Annotated in this window: 33 protein-coding genes; 25 read left to right on the top strand and 8 right to left on the bottom strand. The window is 49.9% G+C overall.

Annotation, left to right across the window (positions count from 1 at the left end; translation table 11 throughout):
* Positions 1 to 87: 87 nt before the first annotated feature.
* The 8 genes from ACO0LL_RS00500 to ACO0LL_RS00465 form a co-directional block, all read right to left on the bottom strand.
* Positions 88 to 726, bottom strand: a complete 639-nt coding sequence (locus tag ACO0LL_RS00500) for an alpha/beta hydrolase (protein ID WP_422948938.1) — start codon at positions 724 to 726, stop codon at positions 88 to 90.
* Positions 727 to 739: 13 nt separating this feature from the next.
* Positions 740 to 1,057 (bottom strand): (2Fe-2S) ferredoxin domain-containing protein, encoded by a 318-nt coding sequence (locus ACO0LL_RS00495; protein ID WP_422948937.1) that lies wholly within the window; start codon positions 1,055 to 1,057, stop codon positions 740 to 742.
* 76 nt (positions 1,058 to 1,133) lie between these two features.
* A complete protein-coding gene (locus tag ACO0LL_RS00490) occupies positions 1,134 to 2,321 on the bottom strand; it encodes a VanZ family protein (RefSeq protein ID WP_422948936.1) in 1,188 nt (395 codons plus the stop codon).
* A 39-nt stretch (positions 2,322 to 2,360) separates the two neighbouring features.
* Positions 2,361 to 3,014, bottom strand: a complete 654-nt coding sequence (locus tag ACO0LL_RS00485; RefSeq protein WP_422948935.1) for an ABC-type transport auxiliary lipoprotein family protein — start codon at positions 3,012 to 3,014, stop codon at positions 2,361 to 2,363.
* Between the two features lie 10 nt (positions 3,015 to 3,024).
* Positions 3,025 to 3,966, bottom strand: a complete 942-nt coding sequence (locus ACO0LL_RS00480) for an MlaD family protein (protein WP_422948934.1) — start codon at positions 3,964 to 3,966, stop codon at positions 3,025 to 3,027.
* 3 nt (positions 3,967 to 3,969) lie between these two features.
* Positions 3,970 to 4,761, bottom strand: coding sequence for an ABC transporter ATP-binding protein (locus ACO0LL_RS00475; RefSeq protein WP_422948933.1), 792 nt, complete (start codon positions 4,759 to 4,761; stop codon positions 3,970 to 3,972).
* Complete coding sequence (locus ACO0LL_RS00470) at positions 4,761 to 5,885, bottom strand: MlaE family ABC transporter permease (protein ID WP_422948932.1); 1,125 nt, start codon at positions 5,883 to 5,885, stop codon at positions 4,761 to 4,763. Before ACO0LL_RS00470 ends, ACO0LL_RS00475 begins: the two co-directional genes overlap by 1 nt.
* Before the next feature lie 87 nt (positions 5,886 to 5,972).
* A complete protein-coding gene (locus ACO0LL_RS00465; RefSeq protein ID WP_422948931.1) occupies positions 5,973 to 7,931 on the bottom strand; it encodes a phosphoethanolamine transferase in 1,959 nt (652 codons plus the stop codon).
* A gap of 552 nt (positions 7,932 to 8,483) precedes the next feature.
* On the opposite strand from ACO0LL_RS00465, the gene rpsL reads away from it, so the two are divergent.
* The 25 genes from rpsL (at position 8,484) to rplO (ending at position 22,749) form a co-directional block, all read left to right on the top strand.
* Positions 8,484 to 8,867, top strand: coding sequence for a 30S ribosomal protein S12 (gene rpsL / locus ACO0LL_RS00460; RefSeq protein ID WP_110258019.1), 384 nt, complete (start codon positions 8,484 to 8,486; stop codon positions 8,865 to 8,867).
* 145 nt (positions 8,868 to 9,012) lie between these two features.
* Entirely contained in the window at positions 9,013 to 9,483 is a 471-nt protein-coding gene (gene rpsG / locus ACO0LL_RS00455; protein ID WP_186957171.1) for a 30S ribosomal protein S7, read from the top strand.
* A 128-nt stretch (positions 9,484 to 9,611) separates the two neighbouring features.
* A complete protein-coding gene (gene fusA, locus ACO0LL_RS00450) occupies positions 9,612 to 11,717 on the top strand; it encodes an elongation factor G (protein ID WP_422637204.1) in 2,106 nt (701 codons plus the stop codon).
* Positions 11,718 to 11,795: 78 nt separating this feature from the next.
* Positions 11,796 to 12,986 (top strand): elongation factor Tu, encoded by a 1,191-nt coding sequence (gene tuf / locus ACO0LL_RS00445; protein WP_422948930.1) that lies wholly within the window; start codon positions 11,796 to 11,798, stop codon positions 12,984 to 12,986.
* A gap of 132 nt (positions 12,987 to 13,118) precedes the next feature.
* On the top strand, positions 13,119 to 13,436 hold the full coding sequence (rpsJ, locus tag ACO0LL_RS00440; RefSeq protein ID WP_110255911.1) for a 30S ribosomal protein S10: 318 nt from the start codon (positions 13,119 to 13,121) through the stop codon (positions 13,434 to 13,436).
* A gap of 223 nt (positions 13,437 to 13,659) precedes the next feature.
* On the top strand, positions 13,660 to 14,316 hold the full coding sequence (gene rplC, locus ACO0LL_RS00435) for a 50S ribosomal protein L3 (protein ID WP_110255912.1): 657 nt from the start codon (positions 13,660 to 13,662) through the stop codon (positions 14,314 to 14,316).
* Positions 14,317 to 14,319: 3 nt separating this feature from the next.
* Entirely contained in the window at positions 14,320 to 14,943 is a 624-nt protein-coding gene (gene rplD / locus ACO0LL_RS00430; protein ID WP_422948929.1) for a 50S ribosomal protein L4, read from the top strand.
* A complete protein-coding gene (gene rplW / locus ACO0LL_RS00425) occupies positions 14,940 to 15,254 on the top strand; it encodes a 50S ribosomal protein L23 (RefSeq protein ID WP_110255914.1) in 315 nt (104 codons plus the stop codon). Before rplD ends, rplW begins: the two co-directional genes overlap by 4 nt.
* A 2-nt stretch (positions 15,255 to 15,256) precedes the next feature.
* Positions 15,257 to 16,084: a 50S ribosomal protein L2 gene (gene rplB, locus ACO0LL_RS00420; RefSeq protein ID WP_110255915.1), complete on the top strand. Its 828-nt coding sequence runs from the start codon at positions 15,257 to 15,259 to the stop codon at positions 16,082 to 16,084.
* Positions 16,085 to 16,094: 10 nt separating this feature from the next.
* The gene (gene rpsS / locus ACO0LL_RS00415; RefSeq protein ID WP_110255916.1) at positions 16,095 to 16,370 is read left to right on the top strand and encodes a 30S ribosomal protein S19; all 276 of its coding nucleotides are present in this window, start codon (positions 16,095 to 16,097) and stop codon (positions 16,368 to 16,370) included.
* Positions 16,371 to 16,376: 6 nt separating this feature from the next.
* Positions 16,377 to 16,709: a 50S ribosomal protein L22 gene (gene rplV, locus ACO0LL_RS00410; protein ID WP_174244915.1), complete on the top strand. Its 333-nt coding sequence runs from the start codon at positions 16,377 to 16,379 to the stop codon at positions 16,707 to 16,709.
* Positions 16,710 to 16,718: 9 nt separating this feature from the next.
* The gene (gene rpsC, locus ACO0LL_RS00405) at positions 16,719 to 17,552 is read left to right on the top strand and encodes a 30S ribosomal protein S3 (protein WP_422948928.1); all 834 of its coding nucleotides are present in this window, start codon (positions 16,719 to 16,721) and stop codon (positions 17,550 to 17,552) included.
* 2 nt (positions 17,553 to 17,554) lie between these two features.
* Positions 17,555 to 17,974, top strand: a complete 420-nt coding sequence (gene rplP / locus ACO0LL_RS00400) for a 50S ribosomal protein L16 (RefSeq protein ID WP_110255918.1) — start codon at positions 17,555 to 17,557, stop codon at positions 17,972 to 17,974.
* Positions 17,975 to 17,986: 12 nt separating this feature from the next.
* Positions 17,987 to 18,178 carry a 50S ribosomal protein L29 gene (rpmC, locus tag ACO0LL_RS00395; protein WP_110255919.1) on the top strand — a complete coding sequence of 64 codons (192 nt, stop codon included), beginning with the start codon at positions 17,987 to 17,989 and terminating at the stop codon, positions 18,176 to 18,178.
* Positions 18,178 to 18,450 carry a 30S ribosomal protein S17 gene (gene rpsQ / locus ACO0LL_RS00390; RefSeq protein WP_110255920.1) on the top strand — a complete coding sequence of 91 codons (273 nt, stop codon included), beginning with the start codon at positions 18,178 to 18,180 and terminating at the stop codon, positions 18,448 to 18,450. Before rpmC ends, rpsQ begins: the two co-directional genes overlap by 1 nt.
* Positions 18,451 to 18,689: 239 nt before the next feature.
* The gene (gene rplN, locus ACO0LL_RS00385) at positions 18,690 to 19,058 is read left to right on the top strand and encodes a 50S ribosomal protein L14 (RefSeq protein WP_006464924.1); all 369 of its coding nucleotides are present in this window, start codon (positions 18,690 to 18,692) and stop codon (positions 19,056 to 19,058) included.
* A 9-nt stretch (positions 19,059 to 19,067) separates the two neighbouring features.
* Complete coding sequence (gene rplX / locus ACO0LL_RS00380; RefSeq protein WP_110255921.1) at positions 19,068 to 19,382, top strand: 50S ribosomal protein L24; 315 nt, start codon at positions 19,068 to 19,070, stop codon at positions 19,380 to 19,382.
* A gap of 4 nt (positions 19,383 to 19,386) precedes the next feature.
* Positions 19,387 to 19,926 (top strand): 50S ribosomal protein L5, encoded by a 540-nt coding sequence (rplE, locus tag ACO0LL_RS00375; protein WP_110255922.1) that lies wholly within the window; start codon positions 19,387 to 19,389, stop codon positions 19,924 to 19,926.
* A 7-nt stretch (positions 19,927 to 19,933) separates the two neighbouring features.
* Positions 19,934 to 20,239, top strand: a complete 306-nt coding sequence (gene rpsN / locus ACO0LL_RS00370; protein ID WP_110255923.1) for a 30S ribosomal protein S14 — start codon at positions 19,934 to 19,936, stop codon at positions 20,237 to 20,239.
* 14 nt (positions 20,240 to 20,253) lie between these two features.
* Positions 20,254 to 20,649 (top strand): 30S ribosomal protein S8, encoded by a 396-nt coding sequence (gene rpsH, locus ACO0LL_RS00365; protein WP_110255924.1) that lies wholly within the window; start codon positions 20,254 to 20,256, stop codon positions 20,647 to 20,649.
* A 10-nt stretch (positions 20,650 to 20,659) separates the two neighbouring features.
* Entirely contained in the window at positions 20,660 to 21,193 is a 534-nt protein-coding gene (gene rplF / locus ACO0LL_RS00360) for a 50S ribosomal protein L6 (protein WP_422948927.1), read from the top strand.
* 12 nt (positions 21,194 to 21,205) lie between these two features.
* Entirely contained in the window at positions 21,206 to 21,568 is a 363-nt protein-coding gene (gene rplR / locus ACO0LL_RS00355; protein WP_110255926.1) for a 50S ribosomal protein L18, read from the top strand.
* 12 nt (positions 21,569 to 21,580) lie between these two features.
* Positions 21,581 to 22,099 (top strand): 30S ribosomal protein S5, encoded by a 519-nt coding sequence (gene rpsE / locus ACO0LL_RS00350; RefSeq protein WP_110255927.1) that lies wholly within the window; start codon positions 21,581 to 21,583, stop codon positions 22,097 to 22,099.
* Between the two features lie 10 nt (positions 22,100 to 22,109).
* The gene (gene rpmD, locus ACO0LL_RS00345; protein WP_110255928.1) at positions 22,110 to 22,289 is read left to right on the top strand and encodes a 50S ribosomal protein L30; all 180 of its coding nucleotides are present in this window, start codon (positions 22,110 to 22,112) and stop codon (positions 22,287 to 22,289) included.
* A 28-nt stretch (positions 22,290 to 22,317) separates the two neighbouring features.
* Complete coding sequence (rplO, locus tag ACO0LL_RS00340) at positions 22,318 to 22,749, top strand: 50S ribosomal protein L15 (RefSeq protein WP_110255929.1); 432 nt, start codon at positions 22,318 to 22,320, stop codon at positions 22,747 to 22,749.
* The last annotated feature ends 1 nt before the right edge of the window (position 22,750 follow it).

Below are 22,750 nucleotides of genomic sequence, written 5' to 3'. Positions count from 1 at the left end.
AAACAAAGGGTGACAAAAAACGAATAGTAGTGGGCTCGCCAGATGCATGGTCAGCTGTTGTCTGCATGGAATCTGGCGGTGACATCATCAGGCTTTATCCCACATGCTGATGATATGTTGTTTGATATGGTGCAGGCGACGGTGGAAGAAATGGTCTGCGCCGGGTATGACGGTGACGGGTATATCTTGCGGGCGCAGCCAGTCCAGCACGGCAGAGAGAGGGATGGTTTCATCGAGCTCACCATGCACCAGGACGGTATTTGCCGGTATAGCAGGCATATCCCATTTGCCAGCCGCTGCACCAACCAGTGCCAGGCGTTCTGCCGGCTTGCCATTCTCTTGCAAACGCTGTTGCAGGCGGGCCTGTACAAAGGTGCCAAATGAGAAACCCGCCAACGCCAGGGGCAAATCCGGGAAACGTGCACGCATGCTGTTGAGCAAGATTTCCATATCGTCAGTTTCACCTATCCCGGCATCGTATACACCCTGGGACTGATCGACCCCGCGAAAGTTCATGCGTACTGCGACATAACCCAGTGCAGTAAAGGCGCGCGCCAGGGTTTGCGCTACCTTGTTGTCCATGGTGCCGCCATATAGCGGATGCGGGTGGGCTACCAGTGCCAGGCCTATCGGCGCGGCATGTGTTTCAGGATCAGGCAAGTCCAGCGCGCATTGCAAATTGCCTGCTGCACCCTGGAGAGAAAAATGTTCAGTCTGGGCGTTCATGATAATTAAACCCTCAGACTTTCAAACGTTCGACGACACCGCCGCCTATCAGATCGACATCAATGATTTCATCAATATCGGATTGATCGACAAAGGTATACCAGGTGCCTTGTGGGTAAACCACGAGGACCGGGCCTTCTTCGCATCGATCGAGACAACCTGCTTTATTGATGCGGATTTTGCCCTGGCCACTCATGTTTAATTGTTTGACGCGGCGTTTGGCATGTTCCTGGGCGGCTTGTGCACCACGGTCTGCACAGCAGGGGCGGCCATCTTCGCGTTGATTCAGGCAAAAAAAAACGTGTTTTTGAAAATAAAGTTCTTCAGACATAAGATATCCAGCCTGCGGTTGATACCGCCACCGGGTGATGGCGCTTGTTGCCCGCTATGATACTGCAATTGTGCAGTCAGGTGACTTTTACCGCCGGGCGCGGCTTGCGTAGCAGCGCCCAGATCGCCAGAAACGGCCAGAACAAAGACAGGAATTGCGCCGCGCCATTAAAGTTCAAAAACTTGCCCTGCACCCAGGTTTGCATCGTCGCCGCAAAGTAGGGATTGTCCGAAACCAGGTTGATGACAATCAGCGATATCGTCAGCATCAGCAAGGCCAGCCGCTTTTGTACATGGGCCGGGGCAAAAGAAAAACCGTACAGCATGATGATGCTGATCAGCAAACCACCACGCGCGCCCGGAGTCAGCCAGGCAAACGCATATTCAGGTTTGAACAGCAGGGCGCTGGCCAGTGCCTTGATCGTCAATGCTGCACCCAGCAACAAGACTGACAAAATGGTTTTAGGTGCGTGGCGGTTCAGCAGGCTCAGGCAAATCAGCAGGGCACCGGTGCAACTGCAGGCAGTGATAATGGTTTCCGATAACAGGTATTCCTCTGCACTGAGTTCAAAACCCTGCAGCAGGAAGGCACTAATATCAATATCCATATCCATCATTTCGCTCAGGGTTTGCGAAATCACGGGCAAGACCTGGCCCAGGCCAAACAGATAGGCCTGGGGATAAATCTGTGCCATGGTCCACAAGCCAAGTACCAGGATTTCGCGGCTGGATTCCTTGTGTGTCCATTGCTTGCGCAATAATTGCAGGCGGCCTTTTTCCAGTATCAGTGGCGTTAGCAAGGCACCCAGTATCGCGCCCAGCATGGCACCTGAGCTATTCGTCAAAAAATCCAGTAAGGAAGTCACCCGGCTGGGCAAGAAGTTTTGCACTATTTCTGCCGTAGCCGATAACAGTGCACCGGCCAGTGTTGCCAGCAAGGCAGCCCACCAGCGCCTGACCAGTGGGTAAAGCGCAAACACTACCAGCATGCCAAAGGGGATATAGCCCACCACATTGATGGCGGCATCAAAGCCACCCCAGTAACGTGGCCATTGCTTGATCAGTTCAGGTAGCGCTGCCCAGCTATTGGTTTGCCAGCCGGTAAACGGATACCAGCTCGCATAGATGATCAGAAACAGATAGGCAACCAGGCTCACTCTGGCAAACGGCGAACTGCGCAAGCTTTGCAGTTGTTCGCTGGCTGGCGGGCTGATGGGCTCACCAGTTGGTGTATCTGGTAGTGCCTGATTGTGATCTGGCTGCATGCGCTTGGTTTCAGGAAGCAATAGGCTTGTGATGTCAGCTTATTTTAAAGGCAGGCCCACGATCCAGGCCTGGATGTCGTTGATGCTGGCATCAGCAGCTTCGCGCATTGCTCTTGCACCACCAGGTGCATCGGCAGTAGTTGCTGCAACTTTTTGCTGAAAGCTTTTCTGGGCGATCAGCTTGTGACCCTTGATAACAGACGCGCGCAGGCTGATCTGGGCCTCGCTTTGGCTGGCTGTCGTAAATATCTGGGAAAACTCATCAAGCTCCAGGCGCAATACCGGCAGGTTGGCGGCGCCATCGGTATTTGCCAATACATCGGCACCTTGCGCCACCAGACCGGCTTTCAGTCTTTGTGCCAGCAATTGTGCTGGTGGCATGCTCCAGCGGTGCAGGGAATATGCCTTGAGTTGCTGCACATTGTCATATTGCAGTCTGTATAACATGGCATTGCTGTCCAGCGCCGGTGCGATGTTGATTTCTGCAATGCTGATCTGGAATTTCGCAGGACTGGGTTGTGCGGGTGCAGTCACGGCAAGCGGGCCAAAATCATATTGCTGGGACTGTTGTACTACCGGTTTACTGCTACATGCAGATAGCAAAGTCAGCAAGGACAGGGCAAATAGTGAAAATGCGGTCGCGCCAGTGTTGCCGAATTTACTGAAGTGGCGAAAAAATGCAGGATAGCTCATACGGATTCCTTTACTTGGGAGCGACAAAGCCAGGCTCGCCCGGGCCAGGTGCAGGGGCGGGATTGCCAAACAAAAGGCTTTGCGGCCTTTCCTTGAGTGAATCTGACAGGCGGCCAAAAGAGCGCAGGCTGGATTTTGCATCACCTGCCACGCTTTGTACCTTGGGCAGGGTGTCCAGGATCAGGCTGTTGCCTACATTGTCCATGACCAGATTGAATTTTGCCAAAGGGCCATCTTCTGCCTGCAGGCTGGTGGTCAGTTGATTCAGGTTGTTGCTGAGCTTGCCGACATTGCCAGACAGGGTGCGTACTTCAACCATGGTCATTTTGGCCTGGTCTGCCAGCTCCGGCAGGCGCGCCAGAGTGGGTTCAAATTTGGCTGGCAACTCTTTCCATGCAGTAGCGGCCTGGCCCATGTTCTCTACCGCAGTCATCAGCGATTTTTGATTGGCCGGATCGAGCATGGTATTGAGCCTGCGCGTCAGTTCTTCTGCCTGGGCCAAGATGGCCTGGCCGCGTTTTTCGAGGTTTTGCATCATGCCCGGGCGCATGGGTATGCGTGGCACCACGTCAGGCTTATGGTTGGCTACCAGTAACTGTTTGGATGTGCCTTCATCATCCAGTTGTACGAAGGCGATGCCGGTAACGCCCTGATAGCCCAAGGTTGCATAGGTGGAGCTGGTGACCGGTGCATCGGGAATGATTTCCAGGCGCAGGATGATTTGCCCCGGATTATTGTCATCAAAATCAATATCAGTGACATTGCCGACCTTGATGCCCTTGTAGCGCACTGCTGCCTGCAGGTTCAGCCCGGACACTGCCGATGATGTGACCACGTCGTAAGGTATGCGCTTGATTTTGTCGCGTCCCAGCCAGATAGCCAATACGGTTGTGAGTGTCAGCAGGGCAATGGTAAAAAAGCCTGCCATGAGCGCATGAGATCTGTTTTCCATCGCTTATATCTCCTGATGCGTTTGGGGTGGTAGTGCTTCCATGGCGCGCTCGCCGCGCCCACCAAGGAAGAAACTGCGTATGAATGGATGTTGGTAAGCCACGACTTCTCTCGGTGTACCTATGGTAACCACATGTTTTTCTGCCAGCACGGCAATCCGGCTGGAGAGGGCAAACAGGCTGTCCAGGTCATGTGTCACCATGATGACGGTCAGGTGCAATTGCTGGTGCAGCGATAATATCAGTTCGACAAAGCTGTCTGAGCGGTCGGGGTCCAGCCCCGCTGTTGGCTCATCGAGGAATAGCAACTCCGGGTCCAGTGCCAGTGCACGCGCCAGCGCAATGCGCTTGATCATGCCACCCGACAAATCGGCGGGCATCTTGCGCGCATGTTCAAAGGCAATATCAACCATGTGCAGCTTCAGATAAACCAGATCATTGATGAGGTCTTCCGGCAGCGTGCCCAGTTCACGCATGGGCTGTGCGACATTGTCGAATACGCTCAGGGCAGAATACAGTGCACCATGCTGGAACAGCATGCCAGAACGCTTGCGCAGATAATCCAGATGCCGCGCTTGCGAATCATGCAAGTCTTCGCCAAACACCTTGATACTACCGCGTGTCGGTGTTTCCAGCCCCAGCATCTGCCGCATCAGCACCGTCTTGCCCGAACCTGAGCCGCCGACAATGGAAAGAATCTCGCCACGTTTGACATTCAGTTCCAGCCCGTCATGCACTACGGCGCGGCCAAACTGAGTACGCAAGTCGCGGATTTCTATGATGTTTTCGCTCGTCATCAGTAACCTGCCTTGCTGAAGATAATGGCGAATATGGCATCGGCGATGATGACTACCGTGATAGCAACCACCACGGAACTGGTGGTGCCGCGCCCCAGGCTCTCGGTATTTGGTTCTATGCGCAAGCCATAGTGGCAAGCGATCAGCGCGATCAGTATGCCGAAGGTGATGCCTTTGGACAGACCTATCCAGAAATTCAGCAACGGCACGACCTCTGGTAATTTATAGATGAAAAATTCTGGTGACATGCCCAGCAAAGCCTGGGCCGAGATCATGCCGCCCGTCAATGCCATAATATCTGTCCAGATCACCAGCAGGGGCATGGCAATTGCCAGCGCCAGTACCTTGGGCATGATCAGGCGAAATCCCTGCGGTATGCCCATGACGCGCATGGCATCCAGTTCTTCCGTCACCCGCATGACACCGAGTTGCGCCGTAATGGCAGAGCCAGAACGTCCGGCCACCAGGATCGCCGCCAGCATGGGCCCCAGTTCACGGATGATACTCATGCCGAGAATATTGACGATATACAGGTCACCACCAAAGGTGCGCAATTGCTGGGCCGACAGATACGACAACACCACGCCTATCAGTATGCCGACCAGGGCTGTAATGCCGAGTGCCTGCGTACCTGTGTGATAGATGTTGGCCGACAATTCTTTCCATGGTGCTTTGATGGGGTGGCGGACAAAGCGCAGCAAATCCAGCATGAGCTGGCCGAGCAGGGCAGTGAAGCTGTATAAATGCTGGAACAGGCCCAGCACTTTTGTGCCGAGCTGCATGATGCGCGTCAGCCTTTGTTTGGGCGGGCGCGGTACCAGGATTTTGCTGACTTCTTCCAGTCTGGCAAACAAGCCTTCATGGGCTGGCAGGATATTGACGTGTTCCGGTCTTTGCTTGCCCCAGGCCCGCCATAACATTTGCGCACCGATGTGATCGAGCGAGCTGATCTGACTTAAATCCCAGCGTACACCAGGCTGACGGGCGGCCTGGCTTAACTGAGTACTGATCTCCTGCATGGTGGCAGGTGGTGACAGGGCATGCACCAGCCAAGCACCTGCGACGATAGCAGTGGGCTGTTGCTGATGACTGATTTGCAGGGTGGGCGCGATCTCAAGAGGCATATTTTTGCAAGTGTAAGTGAGAAAGTACATTTGCTGCAATGAATGCCCCCTGGTAATCAGCTCGTATCAGTTTTTTATACCAATAGTTTATTTTTCTTGTACCAAAGGGGTCTTTTTATCCATGACTTCGCGGCAATCACCTTTGAGAGTGGCATTGTCATAATTGGTCCAGCCATAACTATCGACATAACGAGTATGTGGCTTGAGTTGCTTGCTGAGTATGCTCCACTCCAGTTTTTCATCCGGGTAGCGAATATTCGCCATATCCAGCAGGCTGTGAAAAATGTTTTCTGTCGATAGCCTGGCTTTCTGGTGCAAACGCAACTGCACTACCTTGTCAGGGAAGTGTTCCTGATACGCATCCGAATACCACATCAATGCTGGCACATGGAATTCATAATCAGTATTGTGACCATGAAAAGCCAGGTTGCAACTACCGTCATACAAGGTCTGCCCATGATCAGATATATATACTAGCGACGTTATCTGCGAGCTGGTTTTCAACTTCTGTATGACTTCTGACAGCATCCAGTCTGTATACAAGATGGAGTTGTCATAGCTGTTATTCAAGGCCTGCTTGTTTTTCAGGTCGGTATAAGCGGGATTGATAACCCCGTATAGCGACGGTTTCCAGTTATCAAAAGACTTTGGATGGCGATGGCTGTAATTCCAGTGATTGCCCAGAGTATGCAAGACGATGAGTTTTTTCGGTGCGGCATCTCGCATGGCATTTGCCATCGGTTCCAGCAAGACCTGGTCAAGATTGGAGCTATTGGTAAAGCCACCGAGGTTTAAAAACTGGGTGACATCAGCTTCCTTCGCGAACACCGAGGTGGGCGTATCAAACTGACCAAAGCTCATTTGATTGGATAACCAGTAAGTCTTGAAGCCGGCCTCCTTGAAAGCCGTCAAAAATGATTTTTCAGAAAATCCTGCCTTCAGGCTTTGTGCCGCCGGTTTGCGCGAGACGATGATGGGCACCGACAAACGGGTGGCAGAGACAGCAGTGACCACATCGCTGAAGCTGACCAGATTGCTCTCTTGTTTGAGCAGGGGATTGGTGTCACGTTCATAGCCATTCAGGCTCCAGCGGTCAAAGCGTGAGGATTCGCCTATCACCATGATGATGGTTTGCGGCGTTGCGGGATTGCCATCCAGATGTGCCTGGAAGCGGAAAGCCCGGCTTTTCTCTGACAGTTTGGCCAGGTAATCACGCTCTACCCAAAAATCATTGCCGCGCAAGACCAGGCCAAATGGCCAGCTGCGTATATAAATTTCTTCGTCATAGGGGATTTTGGCCCATTGCGGTAGCGGTGGCAGGTTCTGTTTAAGACTGGCATGCCAGCGTGCCAGTGTGCCTGCATCAGCGGCTGGAGCAGAGGACGCTGATGCAGAAGCTGAAGCGCTGGCTTCCTCCTCTTCATCTTCGTCTTTTTCTTCATCTTCTGTTGAGGCTGAGCTTGATGCTGCGTTTGAGCTTGAAGTTGCCCCTGAAGTTGGTGCCGCACTGGAGCTGGCCTTGCTGGTACTGGCAGATGGTGCAGCTTTGGCAACGCCTATCTGTTCGCCATAAGTCCAGGTGCCAATGCCGATGACAAACAGCAGTAATACTACCCAGCGTGAACGGTGGGTCCAGTCCAGGTGACTATGGGTTTTTGCAACGCGTAGCAGGCTCCACCACCAGGCCGTTACTGCAATCACCAGTAATAACAGCAGCCAGACTTTGTTGCCGAGGAACTCCATCGCTTCTTTAGGGCTGGTTTCCACCATGATACCCAGGTGATGAGTAGAGATACCTTGTCCAAAATATAAGCGCAGGTAAACTTCGACAGGTACGGCAAAGAAGGCAGGCAGCAACAGGTAATGAAACCAGCGTGGCCTTTGCAGCAAAGCCCAAAACCCCAGCCATGACACCAGCTCCATTGCCAGCAGATGCCAGGTTTTTTCCACGGGCTGGCCTTGCAGCAGCGGGAAAAACGGCAGACTGGAAATCAGCAGGTAACTGAGTAATAAATACAGCGAGGCTGGGCGAAACAGGGCGGGCATTGTGTTTTTGTACTTGCAACAGGGTTGGCCGCAGTCTGAGGCAAACCGGGATATCAATGCTGAGGCCCTGGTCTTGCGTGACGCGGCAGTTTAAGGGCGTAAATAGTAAATGATTTACTTTGGATTGGCGTCATATTGACGTCACATTCACCCGGTGAACGTCAGATTTAAGCATATTTTGCCTTTCAATCACATCCTGCAAGTCATTCAGCCCTTCCCCTTGTCCGGTAAACCTTGATTTCCTGCTGAAATTTTCTACCCTGAAAGGCTGCTCGCACATCCCCAAAATGAGCTAAGCGCTTGAATTGTAGAAATAAAAAGCGTTGACATGCTTGCGCAAGGCAGCATAAAATTGTGAGTTCTCGATTTTGGGTTTGCATTTGCTATTGTTGTTTTGCCCGGTTTTGTCAGGCTGACAATGCTTAAAAAGCAGGCAAAAGCAGGCGGCTGAGTCGGGTTGGTCTGAGGATTCAGGCTGAAAAATGATTTTAAGTTCCCGGGCAACCGTTTCCGGGTTTGTGTTTAACGTTGTATTTTGTTGGATTAAAAACGATGCCAACCATCAATCAACTGATTCGCCAACCACGTGTTTCTGCACGTGTGAAAAGCAAATCGCCGGCGCTGGAAAACAGCCCGCAAAAACGTGGCGTTTGCACCCGCGTTTATACGACAACTCCAAAAAAGCCTAACTCGGCTTTGCGTAAAGTTGCCAAAGTTCGCCTGACTAATGGTTTCGAAGTTATTTCGTACATTGGCGGTGAAGGCCATAACTTGCAAGAACATAGCGTAGTTTTGCTGCGCGGTGGTCGTGTAAAGGATTTGCCAGGTGTTCGTTACCATATGGTTCGCGGTGCTTTGGATACTCAAGGCGTTAAAGACCGTAAGCAAGCTCGCTCCAAATATGGTGCTAAGCGTGCTAAGGCAGTTAAGAAGTAATTATCTCGTAATTTAATCTCCGTAAACTATTACGGATCAGTGTCGGTTTGGAAATAAGCCGAGTAAGTGACCGGTTATGATGGCCTGTCGCGAGCGTGGAGCAAAATGTTGCTTTGTGCTCAACTGAAGATTGAAAGGAATTGAAATGCCACGTCGTCGTGAGGTCCCGAAACGGGACGTACTGCCGGATCCAAAATTCGGTAATGTAGAAGTAGCAAAATTTGTAAACGTTTTGATGTTGTCCGGCAAGAAGTCTGTTGCTGAAGGCATCATCTACGGCGCATTCGATCACATCCAACAAAAATCTGGTAAAGATCCTTTGGAAGTGTTTGCGCTGGCAATCAGCAACGCCAAGCCACTGGTTGAGGTTAAATCCCGCCGTGTTGGTGGCGCGAACTACCAGGTGCCTGTAGAAGTGCGCCCAGTTCGTCGTCTGGCTTTGTCTATGCGTTGGTTGCGTGAAGCCGCTAACAAGCGTAGCGAAAAATCCATGCCACAACGTTTGGGTGGTGAATTGCTGGAAGCCGCAGAAGGCCGCGGCGGCGCAATGAAGAAACGTGATGAAGTCCATCGTATGGCTGAAGCCAACAAGGCCTTCTCTCACTTCCGTTTCTAAGAGTAGGAGTAAGGAGCTGTTGTATGTCTTTAGTGCAACGGCTCTGGCAAGTATTTTGAATCAGGCCGGGCGCGATTTTTGTAAAAAAATGCGCTCGGTTTTGTCCATTAAAAGATTTAGGATTAGCTATGGCCCGTAAGACCCCCATTGAGCGCTACCGCAATATCGGTATTTCCGCTCACATTGATGCCGGTAAAACAACAACGACAGAACGCGTACTGTTTTACACAGGTGTAAACCACAAAATTGGTGAAGTGCATGATGGCGCGGCTACCATGGACTGGATGGAGCAAGAGCAGGAACGTGGTATTACCATTACTTCCGCTGCGACCACATGCTTCTGGAAGGGCATGGCGAACAACTTCCCAGAACATCACATCAACATCATCGATACACCAGGCCACGTTGACTTCACTATTGAAGTTGAGCGTTCCATGCGTGTTCTGGATGGCGCCTGCATGGTTTACTGTGCAGTAGGTGGCGTTCAGCCTCAGTCTGAAACCGTATGGCGTCAGGCTAACAAGTACAAAGTCCCACGTTTGGCATTCGTCAACAAGATGGACCGTACTGGCGCGAACTTCTTCAAAGTGTACGATCAAATGCGTGCACGTCTGAAAGCCAACCCAGTTCCTCTGCAAGTACCTATCGGTGCTGAAGACCTGTTTGAAGGCGTTATCGATCTGGTCAAGATGAAAGCAATCATTTGGGATGCAGCATCTCAAGGTATGAAATTTGAATACCGCGATATCCCTGAAAACCTGTTGGCTGACGCACAAAAGTGGCGTGAAAACATGGTTGAAGCAGCTGCTGAAGCCAGTGAAGAGCTGATGAACAAATACCTTGAAGAAGGTGATTTGACTGAAGAAGAAATCAAGGCTGCTTTGCGTCAACGTACTATCGCTTCTGAAATCGTTCCTATGATGTGCGGTACTGCATTTAAGAACAAAGGCGTTCAGGCGATGTTGGATGCGGTTGTTGAATACCTGCCATCCCCATTGGACATCCCACCAGTTCCTGGTGTGAACGAAGATGACGAGCCAGTTGTCCGTAAAGCTGAAGATACAGAGAAATTCTCTGCTCTGGCATTCAAAATCGCAACTGATCCATTCGTTGGTCAATTGTGCTTTATCCGTTGCTACTCCGGTACTTTGAATTCTGGCGACAGCGTTTACAACTCTGTTAAAGAGAAAAAAGAACGTATCGGCCGTCTGGTTCAAATGCACGCGAACCAACGTGAAGAAATCAAAGAAATGATGGCGGGTGATATCGCTGCCGTGGTTGGTCTGAAAGACACAACAACTGGTGATACGCTGTGTGACGAAAAAGCAATCGTTGTTCTGGAACGCATGATATTCCCAGAGCCAGTTATTTCTCAGGCTGTAGAACCAAAAACTAAAGCCGACCAGGAAAAAATGGGTCTGGCATTGAACCGTCTGGCCGCTGAAGATCCATCTTTCCGCGTACGTACTGACGAAGAATCTGGTCAAACAATTATCGCCGGTATGGGCGAGTTGCATCTGGATATTATCGTTGACCGTATGAAGCGTGAATTCAACGTTGAAGCGACAGTGGGTAAACCACAAGTTGCTTACCGCGAAACTATCCGCAAAACTTGCGAAGAAATCGAAGGTAAATTCGTTAAGCAATCCGGTGGTCGTGGTCAGTACGGTCACGTTGTTCTGAAGATCGAACCGCAAGAACCAGGTAAAGGCTTTGAATTCGTTGACGCGATCAAAGGCGGTACAGTTCCACGCGAATACATCCCTGCAGTTGAAAAAGGTGTTCGCGAAACACTGACTTCCGGTGTATTGGCTGGCTACCCGGTTGTTGACGTTAAAGTCACATTGTTCTTCGGTTCCTACCATGACGTTGACTCCAACGAAAACGCCTTCCGTATGGCGGGTTCGATGGCGTTCAAAGATGGCTGCCGTAAAGCAAGCCCAGTTATCCTGGAACCAATGATGGCTGTTGAAGTAGAAACACCTGAAGACTACGCTGGTACAGTCATGGGTGATCTGTCTTCACGTCGTGGTATGGTTCAAGGTATGGACGAAATCGCTGGCGGCGGTGGCAAGATCATCAAAGCTGAAGTGCCTTTGTCTGAGATGTTTGGTTATTCCACATCCCTGCGTTCTGCTACACAAGGTCGTGCAACGTATTCCATGGAATTCAAGCACTACTCTGAAGCACCTAAGAACGTGATTGACGCTATCGTCACATCCAAAGCTAAGTAATAAAGAATCAAAGGCCTGCCCCATGCCGGGGTAGGTTTTCTATTGTTGATAAATCGTTCTTTTTGAAGGAAGAATAAAATGGCAAAAGGTAAGTTCGAGCGCACCAAGCCGCACGTCAACGTCGGTACAATTGGTCACGTTGATCACGGTAAAACCACACTGACAGCAGCGATTGCAACAGTCCTGTCGAAAAAATTCGGCGGCGAAGCTAAAGCATACGACCAGATCGATGCAGCACCAGAAGAAAAAGCGCGCGGTATTACTATCAATACAGCCCACGTTGAGTACGAAACAGCTGGTCGTCACTACGCCCACGTTGACTGCCCAGGCCATGCTGACTATGTTAAAAACATGATCACTGGCGCGGCTCAGATGGACGGCGCGATCCTGGTTTGCTCCGCAGCAGACGGCCCAATGCCACAAACTCGTGAACACATCCTGTTGGCCCGCCAAGTTGGCGTTCCATACATCATCGTATTCCTGAACAAATGCGACATGGTTGATGACGCTGAGTTGCTGGAACTGGTTGAAATGGAAGTTCGTGAATTGTTGTCCAAATACGAATTCCCAGGCGACGACCTGCCTATCATTCAAGGTTCCGCTAAACTGGCCCTCGAAGGCGACAAAGGTCCTCTGGGCGAAGAAGCCATCATGAAACTGGCTGATGCTCTGGATACCTACATCCCAACACCAGAACGTGCTGTTGACGGCGCCTTCCTGTTGCCAGTAGAAGACGTATTCTCCATCTCCGGCCGCGGGACAGTTGTTACTGGCCGTATCGAACGCGGTATCGTCAAAGTTGGCGAAGAGATCGAAATCGTCGGTATCAAAGACACAGTCAAAACAACATGTACTGGCGTTGAAATGTTCCGCAAACTGCTCGACCAAGGTCAAGCAGGTGACAACGTCGGCGTATTGCTGCGTGGTACAAAACGTGAAGATATCCAACGTGGTCAAGTGTTGGCAAAACCAGGCTCAATCAAGCCTCACGCCCACTTCACAGGCGAGATCTATGTTCTGTCCAAAGATGAAGGTGGCCGTCATACACCATTCTTCAACAACTACCGTCCACAGTTCTACTTCCGTACAACGGACGTCACTGGTTCGATCGAGTTGCCGAAAGACAAAGAAATGGTCATGCCAGGTGATAACGTATCTATCACTGTTAAATTGATCAACCCGATCGCGATGGAAGAAGGCTTGCGCTTCGCTATCCGTGAAGGTGGCCGTACAGTCGGTGCTGGCGTTGTTGCTAAAATCATCGAGTAATATCTGCCGTAATTTGTAGTATACTAGTTGGCTGTCGTATTGAATTTAATGCGGCAGCCAATTTAGTTTTCGCTCTTTATTAAATATGCCGGCGGCTCTGCCGTACCTGGCTCGCTCTTTATAGGAATGAACATGTCCACACAAAATCAAAAAATCCGTATCCGTCTGAAGGCTTTCGATTACAAACTGATCGATCAGTCCGCTCTGGAAATCGTAGAAACAGCCAAGCGCACTGGCGCTGTTGTTAAAGGCCCGGTTCCTTTGCCTACACGTATCCAGCGTTTCGACGTACTGCGTTCCCCACACGTGAACAAAACTTCCCGTGATCAATTTGAAATCCGTACTCACCAGCGTTTGATGGACATCGTTGACCCAACTGACAAAACAGTTGACGCGTTGATGAAGCTCGATCTGCCAGCTGGCGTTGACGTAGAAATCAAACTGCAATAATTCTTATTGATTTGAAAATACTGATGCAAATTAGTATTCTCAGAAAAATACTGAAAATTCGACATACCACAATTTTTCGAAAATTCAAATAAATTAGTCTTGTAAATAAAAAATTTGCGGGCTATAATCGAAGGCTTAGATGTAGGTCAGCTCCGGCTGGCCTATTCGTTTAAGTTTTTTAAACATCAGCCTCACCCAATCGTAGGTGAGAATGGAGAAAACAATGAGCTTGGGCCTAGTTGGTCGCAAGGTTGGTATGATGCGCATCTTTACAGATGATGGGGATTCGATTCCTGTTACTGTTTTGGACGTATCCAACAACCGCGTGACGCAAGTCAAAACTCCTGAAACAGACGGTTACTCCGCTGTTCAGGTAACTTTCGGTCAGCGCCGTGCATCCCGCGTAACAAAAGCGGCTGCCGGTCACCTCGCAAAAGCAGGTGTTGAAGCTGGTACTGTATTAAAAGAATTCCGTATTGATGCTGCTAAAGCTGCTGAACTGAAAGCAGGCGATGTTGTGCCTGTTGGTATGTTCGAAGCTGGTCAAAAAGTAGACGTGCAAGGCGTAACGATTGGTAAAGGCTATGCCGGTACGATCAAACGTCACCATTTCTCTTCTGGTCGTGCAACTCACGGTAACTCCCGTTCGCATAATGTACCTGGTTCTATCGGTATGGCGCAGGATCCAGGTCGTGTATTCCCTGGTAAGCGCATGACTGGTCATCTGGGTGATGCAACTCGCACTGTGCAAAATCTGGAAATCGCTCGCGTAGATGCAGAGCGTCAGTTGTTGCTGGTGAAGGGTGCCGTGCCGGGTGCAAAAAATGGTCAGGTGATTGTATCTCCTGCTGTTAAAGTTAAAGCCAAGAAGGGAGCCTAATCCATGGAACTGAAGCTCCTAAACGAACAAGGTCAAGCAGCGTCGAACGTAGCCGCTCCTGATACTATCTTTGGTCGTGACTACAATGAAGCCTTGATCCATCAAGTCGTCGTTGCATTCCAAGCCAATGCTCGTAGCGGTAATCGCAAACAAAAAGATCGTGAAGAAGTCCATCACACAACCAAGAAGCCTTGGCGTCAAAAAGGTACTGGTCGTGCACGTGCTGGTATGTCTTCTTCTCCATTGTGGCGTGGCGGTGGTCGTATATTCCCGAACTCGCCTGATGAGAATTTCTCTCACAAAGTTAACAAAAAGATGTATCGCGCAGGTATCTGCTCGATTCTGTCTCAGTTGGCTCGTGAAGGTCGTTTGAATGTGGTTGACGATGTGACTGTTGACGCACCTAAGACAAAACTGTTGTCCGAAAAACTGAAAGCAATGGGTTGCCTGGATTCCGTCCTGATCATTACTGACGAATTCAATGAAAACCTGATGTTGGCAGCGCGTAACCTGGCAAACGTATTGGTTGTTGAGCCACGTTATGCTGATCCAGTTTCTTTGGTGTTCTACAAGAAAGTGTTGATCACTAAGCCAGCACTGGCAAAGATTGAGGAGATGCTGGCATGAGCGCACAAGTCAAAATTAGCGAAGAACGCCTGATGAAGGTGTTGCTGGCTCCTGTTATTTCTGAAAAAGCAACTATGGTTGCTGAAAAGAATGAGCAAGTGGTTTTCCTGGTTATGCCAGATGCAACCAAGCCAGAAATCAAAGCTGCCGTCGAATTGCTGTTCAAAGTACAAGTTGAATCTGTACAAGTGGCAAATCGTCAAGGTAAACAAAAACGTACCGGTAAATTTAATGGCCGCCGCAATCATACAAGACGCGCTTTTGTATGCTTGAAGCCAGGTCAGGAAATTAACTTCACTGAGGGGGCATAAGCATGGCACTCGTTAAGATGAAGCCAACCTCACCAGGTCGTCGTGGTATGGTGAAGGTAGTGACAGAAGGCCTGTACAAAGGTCGTCCGTTCGCTGCTTTGTTGGAAAAGAAATCAAAAACTGCTGGCCGTAATAACAACGGTCACATCACTACCCGTCATATCGGTGGTGGTCATAAGCAGCATTATCGTCTGGTTGACTTCAAACGCACCAAAGATGGTATCCCTGCAAAAGTAGAGCGTATTGAATACGATCCTAACCGTACAGCACACATTGCTTTGTTGTGCTACGCGGATGGTGAACGTGCATACATCATTGCCCCTAAAGGTATGGCTGCTGGTGATCAGGTCATGAACGGCTCTCAAGCGCCGATCAAATCTGGTAACTGCTTGCCTATCCGTAATATCCCGGTCGGTACAACTATGCATTGCGTAGAAATGCTGCCAGGTAAAGGTGCTCAGATTGCACGTACAGCTGGTGCTGGCGTTGTCCTGATGGCACGTGAAGGTACTTACGCTCAGGTTCGTCTGCGCTCCGGTGAAGTTCGTCGTATTCATATCGAATGCCGCGCGACTATCGGTGAAGTAGGCAACGGTGAGCATAACCTGCGCAAAATCGGTAAAGCTGGTGCAATGCGTTGGCGTGGTGTTCGTCCTACCGTTCGCGGTGTGGTCATGAACCCGGTCGATCACCCGCACGGTGGTGGTGAAGGTAAAACTGCAGCCGGCCGTCACCCAGTATCACCATGGGGTCAGCAAACCAAGGGTAAGAAGACTCGTCGCAACAAGCGCACTACTTCGATGATCGTCTCACGCCGTGGCAAGAAATAAGGGATAAAACATGACACGTTCATTGAAAAAAGGGCCGTTTTGCGACGCCCACCTGGTGAAGAAAGTCGAAACCGCTCAAGCGACTAAAGACAAAAAGCCAATCAAGACTTGGTCCCGTCGTTCGACAATTATGCCGGACTTCATCGGTTTGACCATTGCGGTTCATAACGGTAAGCAACACGTACCAGTTTATGTTTCCGAAAACATGGTTGGTCACAAGCTCGGCGAATTCGCGCTGACCCGTACGTTCAAGGGTCACGCTGCCGATAAAAAGGCTAAGAGATAAGGACCGATGATGGAAACTAAAGCAAATTTGCGCGGTGTGCGTCTGTCTGAGCAAAAAGGTCGCCTGGTGGCTGACCTGATTCGCGGTAAAAAAGTAGATCAGGCATTGAATATCCTGGCATTCAGCCCTAAAAAAGGTGCTGCGATCATCAAGAAAGTGTTGGAGTCTGCAATTGCAAACGCCGAGCACAATGATGGCGCGGATATCGACGAGCTGAAAGTAAAGACTATCTATGTCGAAAAAGGTGCGATTCTGAAGCGCTTCACAGCACGCGCTAAGGGTCGTGGTGATCGTATCTCTAAACAATCCTGTCACATTTATGTGACCGTTGGTAACTAAGGAGTCACGATGGGACAGAAGATACATCCAACCGGTTTTCGTTTGGCAGTAACACGTAACTGGTCTTCTCGTTGGTATGCTGGCAATGGTAACTTTGCCTCCATGCTCATCGAAGATCTGAAGGTACGTGAATACCTGAAGAAGAAACTGAAAAACGCGTCTGTAGGCCGCATCGTTATTGAGCGTCCTGCTAAAAACGCACGCATCACGATATACAGCTCCCGTCCAGGCGTTGTGATCGGTAAAAAAGGCGAAGATATTGAAGTATTGAAAGCTGAATTGTCGAAATTGATGGGCGTGCCAGTTCACGTCAACATCGAAGAAATTCGCAAGCCAGAAATCGATGCTCAACTGATCGCTGATTCTATCGCTCAGCAACTGGAAAAACGCATCATGTTCCGCCGCGCGATGAAACGTGCGATGCAAAATGCAATGCGTTTGGGCGCTCAAGGTATCAAGATCATGTCTGGTGGTCGTTTGAACGGTATTGAGATCGCACGTAAAGAATGGTATCGCGAAGGCCGCGTGCCTCTGCATACTCTGCGTGCTGACATCGACTACGGCTTTGGCGAAGCATCCACAACTTACGGCATCATTGGCGTAAAAGTATGGGTCTACAAAGGCGATCGTTTGGCAAATGGCGATGCGCCTGTTATCGAATCGACACCGGAAGACGACAAAAAACGTCGCGGTCCACGTCGTGATGATGGCAAGCCAAATAGCCGTCCACGCGCCAAGCGTCCAGAAGGACAAACACCGACGACCGGCGCAGCAGCCCCGGCAGCCAAGCGCGTACGCGCAAAAGCTGACGCTGCAGCACCGGCTGAGAAAGCAGGAGAATAATCATGCTGCAACCAGCACGCAGAAAATATCGCAAGGAACAGAAAGGCCGTAACAAGGGTATCTCGCATACTCGTGGTACAGCAGTTTCCTTCGGTGAGTTTGGCTTGAAGGCAGTTGGTCGTGGTCGTATCACAGCGCGTCAGATTGAAGCAGCGCGTCGTGCAATGACTCGTCACATTAAACGCGGTGGCCGTATCTGGATCCGCATTTTCCCGGACAAGCCAATTTCCCAGAAACCAGCGGAAGTCCGTATGGGTAATGGTAAAGGTAATCCAGAGTACTACGTTGCCGAGATTCAACCGGGCAAAATGTTGTACGAAATGGATGGTGTCGATGAGACGCTGGCACGCGAAGCGTTCCGCTTGGCTGCAGCTAAATTGCCGCTGTTGACAACGTTCGTCGTCCGTCAAGTCGGCCAATAATAGGAGTTGTAAATGAAAGTATCTGAACTCCAAGGTAAGGATCAGGCGGCTTTGACCAAAGAACTGAATGAATTGTTGAAGGCGCAATTCAGCCTGCGTATGCAAATCGCTACGCAACAGCTGACTAACACTTCTCAATTGAAGAAAGTTCGTCGTGACATCGCACGTGTGAAAACCGTCATGAACCAGAAGGATGCCAAATAATGAACGATCAAGTTAAAGTCGCACTGAAGCGCACATTGATTGGCAAGGTTGTTTCCGACAAGATGGACAAAACCGTAACAGTGGTTGTTGAACGTCACGTCAAGCATCCTTTGTACGGCAAGATCATCGTCCGTAGTGCTAAGTACCACGCACACGATGAAGCGAACCAGGCAAAGGCCGGCGACACCGTTGAAATTCAAGAAGGTCGTCCTATCTCCAAGACTAAAGCTTGGACAGTGACACGTGTGGTTCAAGTCGCACAAGTAGTATAAATTTATTGCACAAATCGTTTTTTGGTGTAATAATAATGGGCTGTCATTTGCAAAGTATGCGAGTGACAGCCTAAATGTCTTTCATAACGCCCTCTTGTTGTGAAAGTGTTAAAAAAATCGTCCACCTAATCAGTTGGCTCGTGCATTGTAGGTTATGTAGGGGTTAGCTGGCGGGACCAAGACTGACTACAAATTTGCATTGTGCAAGTTGTGTGGATTAAGTTGGGAAAGAGAACATTATGATTCAAACAGAAAGCCGGCTGGAAGTGGCTGACAATACTGGTGCGCGCGAAGTTTTGTGCATTAAAGTGTTGGGCGGTTCCAAGCGTCGTTATGCGGGTATTGGTGACGTAATTAAAGTCACTGTTAAGTCTGCTGCTCCGCGCGGTCGTGTAAAAAAAGGTGAAATTTACAACGCCGTTGTCGTGAGGACAGCTAAGGGTGTTCGTCGTCAAGATGGCTCGTTGGTCAAATTTGATGGCAATGCTGCAGTATTGTTGAATGCAAAACTTGAGCCTATCGGTACTCGTATTTTCGGCCCAGTAACACGCGAACTGCGTACTGAGCGCTTTATGAAAATCGTGTCTTTGGCTCCAGAAGTGCTGTAAGGGGTCGTGATGAACAAAATTCGTAAAAACGACGAAGTCATCGTCTTGACGGGTAAAGACAAAGGTAAGCGCGGTCAGGTGCAAGTTTGCATCGATAGCGATTACGTTGTTGTTGCAGGTATTAACGTCGCTAAAAAAGCTGTTAAGCCTAACCCAATGACTGGCGCAGTAGGTGGCATCGTGGATAAAGTGATGCCGATTCATGTGTCGAATGTTGCATTGTTTAATGCAGCGTCTGGCAAAGCAGACCGTGTAGGCTTCAAGGTAGTGGATGGCAAGAAAGTCCGTATCTACAAGTCGACTGGCGAAGTTGTGAAGGCATAACATCATGGCCCGTCTACAAGCAATATATAAAGATAAAATCGTTGGTGAACTGACTGAAAAGTACGCGTACAAATCAGTTATGGAAGTTCCACGTATCTTGAAAATCACCCTGAACATGGGTTTGTCTGAAGCAATTGCAGACAAAAAGATTATTGAGCATGCAGTTGGTGACCTCACCAAGATTGCTGGTCAAAAACCAGTAGTTACCAAAGCTCGCAAAGCGATCGCTGGTTTTAAAATCCGTGAAGGTTATCCAATTGGTTGTATGGTAACTTTGCGTGGCGCTCAGATGTATGAATTCCTGGACCGTTTCATCACAGTGGCACTGCCACGTGTACGTGACTTCCGTGGCGTTTCTGGTCGTGCGTTTGATGGTCGTGGTAACTACAATATCGGTGTCAAGGAACAGATCATTTTCCCTGAAATCGAATACGACAAGATCGACGCGTTGCGTGGTATGAACATCAGTATCACGACAACAGCAAAGACCGACGACGAAGCGAAAGCACTCCTCGCCGCATTTAAATTTCCGTTCAGAAACTGAGGTCGCCATGGCAAAACTGGCACTGATTAATCGTGAGCAAAAGCGTGCAGACCTGGTGAAGAAATTCGCTGGTAAGCGTGCCGAATTGAAGGCCATCATTGATGACCAATCAAAAACTGAAGAAGAGCAGTACGCTGCCCGTCTGAAGTTGCAGGCATTGCCACGTAACTCCAATCCGACTCGTCAGCGTAACCGCTGCGCTTTGACAGGTCGCCCACGTGGCACATTCCGTAAATTCGGTTTGGGCCGTATTAAACTCCGTGAAGTCGCCATGCGTGGTGAAATCCCGGGTATGACTAAAGCCAGCTGGTAATAGGAGAATAAGCAATGAGTATGAGCGATCCTATCGCCGATATGCTGACCCGCATCCGTAACGCACAAGTTGTTCAAAAGACTGTCGTCGCGATGCCGTCCTCTAAAGTAAAGATCGCAATTGCGAACGTACTTAAAGACGAAGGTTACATTGAAGATTTCGCAGTTTCTGAAACTGCAGGTAAGTCCGAATTAAAAATCGGCTTGAAATATTACGCAGGACGTCCTGTGATTGAACGCTTGGAACGTGTATCACGTCCAGGTCTCCGTATTTACAAAGGTAAAGACGAGATCCCAAGTGTCATGAACGGTTTGGGAGTGGCGATCGTTTCCACACCACAAGGCGTCATGACTGACCGCAAAGCGCGCGCAACCGGTGTCGGTGGCGAAGTGATTTGCTACGTCGCCTAAGGAGTGAAAGATGTCTCGAGTAGGTAAGATGCCAATCGCTTTGCCGGCAGGTGCTGAAGTCACCATTTCGACAGAGCAGATTACAATTAAAGGCCCACAGGGCGTATTGTCTCAATCCTTGAACGGCTTGGTGACAATTGCGAACGACAATGGCACTTTGAGTTTTTCCCCAGCAAATGATGGTCGTGAAGCCAATGCGATGAGCGGTACCTTGCGTGCCCTGGTCAACAACATGGTTAACGGCGTCACTAAAGGTTTCGAAAAGAAACTGAATCTGGTCGGTGTTGGTTACAAAGCGCAAGCTCAAGGCGACAAATTGAATTTGTCTCTTGGTTTCTCGCACCCGGTTGTTCACGCAATGCCAGCTGGCGTTACATGCGCAACACCAACTCCAACTGAAATCCTGATCAAAGGGATTGATAAGCAAAAAGTTGGTCAGGTTGCCGCTGAAGTTCGTGCATACCGCAGTCCAGAGCCTTATAAAGGCAAAGGCGTTCGCTATGCGGACGAAGTGGTTGTGATTAAAGAAACCAAGAAGAAGTAATAGGGGTTGACGATGGACAAGAAACAATCACGTCTGCGCCGCGCACGTCAAACCCGTGCCAAGATCGCAGAACTCAAAGTGAACCGCCTGGCCGTGCATCGCACAAACCTGCACATCTATGCAAACATCATTGGCCCAGACGCCAAAGTGTTGGCATCTGCCTCTACAGTAGAAGCAGAAGTACGTGCAGAGTTGGCTGGCAAGTCTGGTGCAGGCGGCAACGCTGCTGCAGCGAGCTTGATCGGCAAACGTGTTGCAGAGAAGGCAATCAAAGCAGGGGTTACCGAAGTTGCGTTTGACCGCTCCGGTTTCCGTTACCACGGTCGCGTCAAGGCGCTTGCAGAAGCAGCCCGTGAAGCTGGCTTGAAGTTCTAAGGAAAATTTGTCATGGCAAAAATGCAAGCAAAAACAGCAGCCGACAAGCCGGATGATGGCATGCGCGAAAAAATGATCGCGATCAACCGCGTGACCAAAGTGGTCAAGGGTGGTCGTATCATGGGTTTCGCGGCGCTGACAGTCGTTGGTGACGGCGATGGCCGTATCGGTATGGGCAAAGGGAAATCGAAAGAAGTTCCAGTTGCTGTACAAAAAGCGATGGAAGAAGCACGTCGTAAGATGATCAAAGTGACTTTGAAGAACGGTACTCTGCAACACACCGTTACTGGCAAGCACGGCGCGTCTTCCGTCATGATTTCTCCAGCAAAAGAAGGTACTGGCGTTATCGCTGGTGGTCCAATGCGCGCGATTTTTGAAGTAATGGGTATTGTAAACGTCGTGGCGAAATCCAACGGCTCCACAAATCCATACAACATGGTTCGTGCAACTTTGAATGGTTTGGCCAAGATGAGTACTCCATCTGAAATCGCTGCAAAGCGTGGCAAAACTGTTGAAGAAATTCTCGGTTAAGGAGCACCTCATGTCTAAGACAGTAAAAGTGCAATTGGTTAAAGGTTTGATCGGCACACGCCAGGATCACCGTGCAACTGTACGTGGCCTGGGTCTGCGTCGTGTTAATTCAGTTTCCGAACTGGAAGACACACCATCCGTACGTGGCATGATCAATAAAGTCTCGTATCTTGTGAAGGTTGTATCGTAAGCCGTCAGGTTTGCGATCGGAGCAAATTATGGAATTGAATACAATCCAGCCAGCTGATGGCGCAAAACACTACAAACGTCGTGTTGGTCGCGGTATCGGTTCAGGCTTAGGTAAAACAGCGGGTCGCGGTCATAAAGGCCAAAAATCCCGTTCAGGCGGCTTTCATAAAGTCGGTTTCGAAGGCGGTCAGATGCCTCTGCAACGTCGTTTGCCAAAACGTGGTTTCAAATCACTGGCAACACCGTACAAAGCAGAAGTTCGCTTGACAGATCTGGAAAACCTGCCAGTGACAGAGATCGACGTTTTGGCTTTGAAACAAGCCGGCGTAGTTTCTGAGCTCGCACGTGTAGTCCGTGTGATCTTGTCTGGTGCTATCACCAAGAAAGTTTCTTTGAACGGCTTGATCGTCACTAAAGGCGCTAAAGCTGCAATCGAAGCTGCTGGTGGCACAATCGCTTAAT

This window comes from Undibacterium sp. TC4M20W, assembly GCF_049340245.1.
In the GTDB taxonomy this organism is placed as follows: Bacteria; Pseudomonadota; Gammaproteobacteria; order Burkholderiales; family Burkholderiaceae_D; genus Undibacterium.
Note: the sequence above shows the minus strand (reverse complement) of the source record. Positions and strands in the feature narration are given on the sequence as shown.

Coding starts and splice junctions, on each gene's coding strand:
- fusA (WP_422637204.1), top strand. CDS start 9,612: ATGGCCCGTAAGACCCCCATTGAGCGCTACCGCAATATCGGTATTTCC.
- rpsL (WP_110258019.1), top strand. CDS start 8,484: ATGCCAACCATCAATCAACTGATTCGCCAACCACGTGTTTCTGCACGT.
- rplR (WP_110255926.1), top strand. CDS start 21,206: ATGGACAAGAAACAATCACGTCTGCGCCGCGCACGTCAAACCCGTGCC.
- ACO0LL_RS00475 (WP_422948933.1), bottom strand. CDS start 4,761: ATGACGAGCGAAAACATCATAGAAATCCGCGACTTGCGTACTCAGTTT.
- rpsJ (WP_110255911.1), top strand. CDS start 13,119: ATGTCCACACAAAATCAAAAAATCCGTATCCGTCTGAAGGCTTTCGAT.
- ACO0LL_RS00490 (WP_422948936.1), bottom strand. CDS start 2,321: ATGCAGCCAGATCACAATCAGGCACTACCAGATACACCAACTGGTGAG.
- ACO0LL_RS00495 (WP_422948937.1), bottom strand. CDS start 1,057: ATGTCTGAAGAACTTTATTTTCAAAAACACGTTTTTTTTTGCCTGAAT.
- rpsQ (WP_110255920.1), top strand. CDS start 18,178: ATGAACGATCAAGTTAAAGTCGCACTGAAGCGCACATTGATTGGCAAG.
- rplX (WP_110255921.1), top strand. CDS start 19,068: ATGAACAAAATTCGTAAAAACGACGAAGTCATCGTCTTGACGGGTAAA.
- rpsN (WP_110255923.1), top strand. CDS start 19,934: ATGGCAAAACTGGCACTGATTAATCGTGAGCAAAAGCGTGCAGACCTG.
- rplN (WP_006464924.1), top strand. CDS start 18,690: ATGATTCAAACAGAAAGCCGGCTGGAAGTGGCTGACAATACTGGTGCG.
- rplE (WP_110255922.1), top strand. CDS start 19,387: ATGGCCCGTCTACAAGCAATATATAAAGATAAAATCGTTGGTGAACTG.
- rplC (WP_110255912.1), top strand. CDS start 13,660: ATGAGCTTGGGCCTAGTTGGTCGCAAGGTTGGTATGATGCGCATCTTT.
- rpsS (WP_110255916.1), top strand. CDS start 16,095: ATGACACGTTCATTGAAAAAAGGGCCGTTTTGCGACGCCCACCTGGTG.
- rplD (WP_422948929.1), top strand. CDS start 14,320: ATGGAACTGAAGCTCCTAAACGAACAAGGTCAAGCAGCGTCGAACGTA.
- rpsC (WP_422948928.1), top strand. CDS start 16,719: ATGGGACAGAAGATACATCCAACCGGTTTTCGTTTGGCAGTAACACGT.
- ACO0LL_RS00500 (WP_422948938.1), bottom strand. CDS start 726: ATGAACGCCCAGACTGAACATTTTTCTCTCCAGGGTGCAGCAGGCAAT.
- rpsG (WP_186957171.1), top strand. CDS start 9,013: ATGCCACGTCGTCGTGAGGTCCCGAAACGGGACGTACTGCCGGATCCA.
- rpsH (WP_110255924.1), top strand. CDS start 20,254: ATGAGTATGAGCGATCCTATCGCCGATATGCTGACCCGCATCCGTAAC.
- rplO (WP_110255929.1), top strand. CDS start 22,318: ATGGAATTGAATACAATCCAGCCAGCTGATGGCGCAAAACACTACAAA.
- rplW (WP_110255914.1), top strand. CDS start 14,940: ATGAGCGCACAAGTCAAAATTAGCGAAGAACGCCTGATGAAGGTGTTG.
- ACO0LL_RS00480 (WP_422948934.1), bottom strand. CDS start 3,966: ATGGAAAACAGATCTCATGCGCTCATGGCAGGCTTTTTTACCATTGCC.
- ACO0LL_RS00485 (WP_422948935.1), bottom strand. CDS start 3,014: ATGAGCTATCCTGCATTTTTTCGCCACTTCAGTAAATTCGGCAACACT.
- rplF (WP_422948927.1), top strand. CDS start 20,660: ATGTCTCGAGTAGGTAAGATGCCAATCGCTTTGCCGGCAGGTGCTGAA.
- rpmD (WP_110255928.1), top strand. CDS start 22,110: ATGTCTAAGACAGTAAAAGTGCAATTGGTTAAAGGTTTGATCGGCACA.
- rplB (WP_110255915.1), top strand. CDS start 15,257: ATGGCACTCGTTAAGATGAAGCCAACCTCACCAGGTCGTCGTGGTATG.
- tuf (WP_422948930.1), top strand. CDS start 11,796: ATGGCAAAAGGTAAGTTCGAGCGCACCAAGCCGCACGTCAACGTCGGT.
- rplP (WP_110255918.1), top strand. CDS start 17,555: ATGCTGCAACCAGCACGCAGAAAATATCGCAAGGAACAGAAAGGCCGT.
- rpsE (WP_110255927.1), top strand. CDS start 21,581: ATGGCAAAAATGCAAGCAAAAACAGCAGCCGACAAGCCGGATGATGGC.
- ACO0LL_RS00470 (WP_422948932.1), bottom strand. CDS start 5,885: ATGCCTCTTGAGATCGCGCCCACCCTGCAAATCAGTCATCAGCAACAG.
- ACO0LL_RS00465 (WP_422948931.1), bottom strand. CDS start 7,931: ATGCCCGCCCTGTTTCGCCCAGCCTCGCTGTATTTATTACTCAGTTAC.
- rpmC (WP_110255919.1), top strand. CDS start 17,987: ATGAAAGTATCTGAACTCCAAGGTAAGGATCAGGCGGCTTTGACCAAA.
- rplV (WP_174244915.1), top strand. CDS start 16,377: ATGATGGAAACTAAAGCAAATTTGCGCGGTGTGCGTCTGTCTGAGCAA.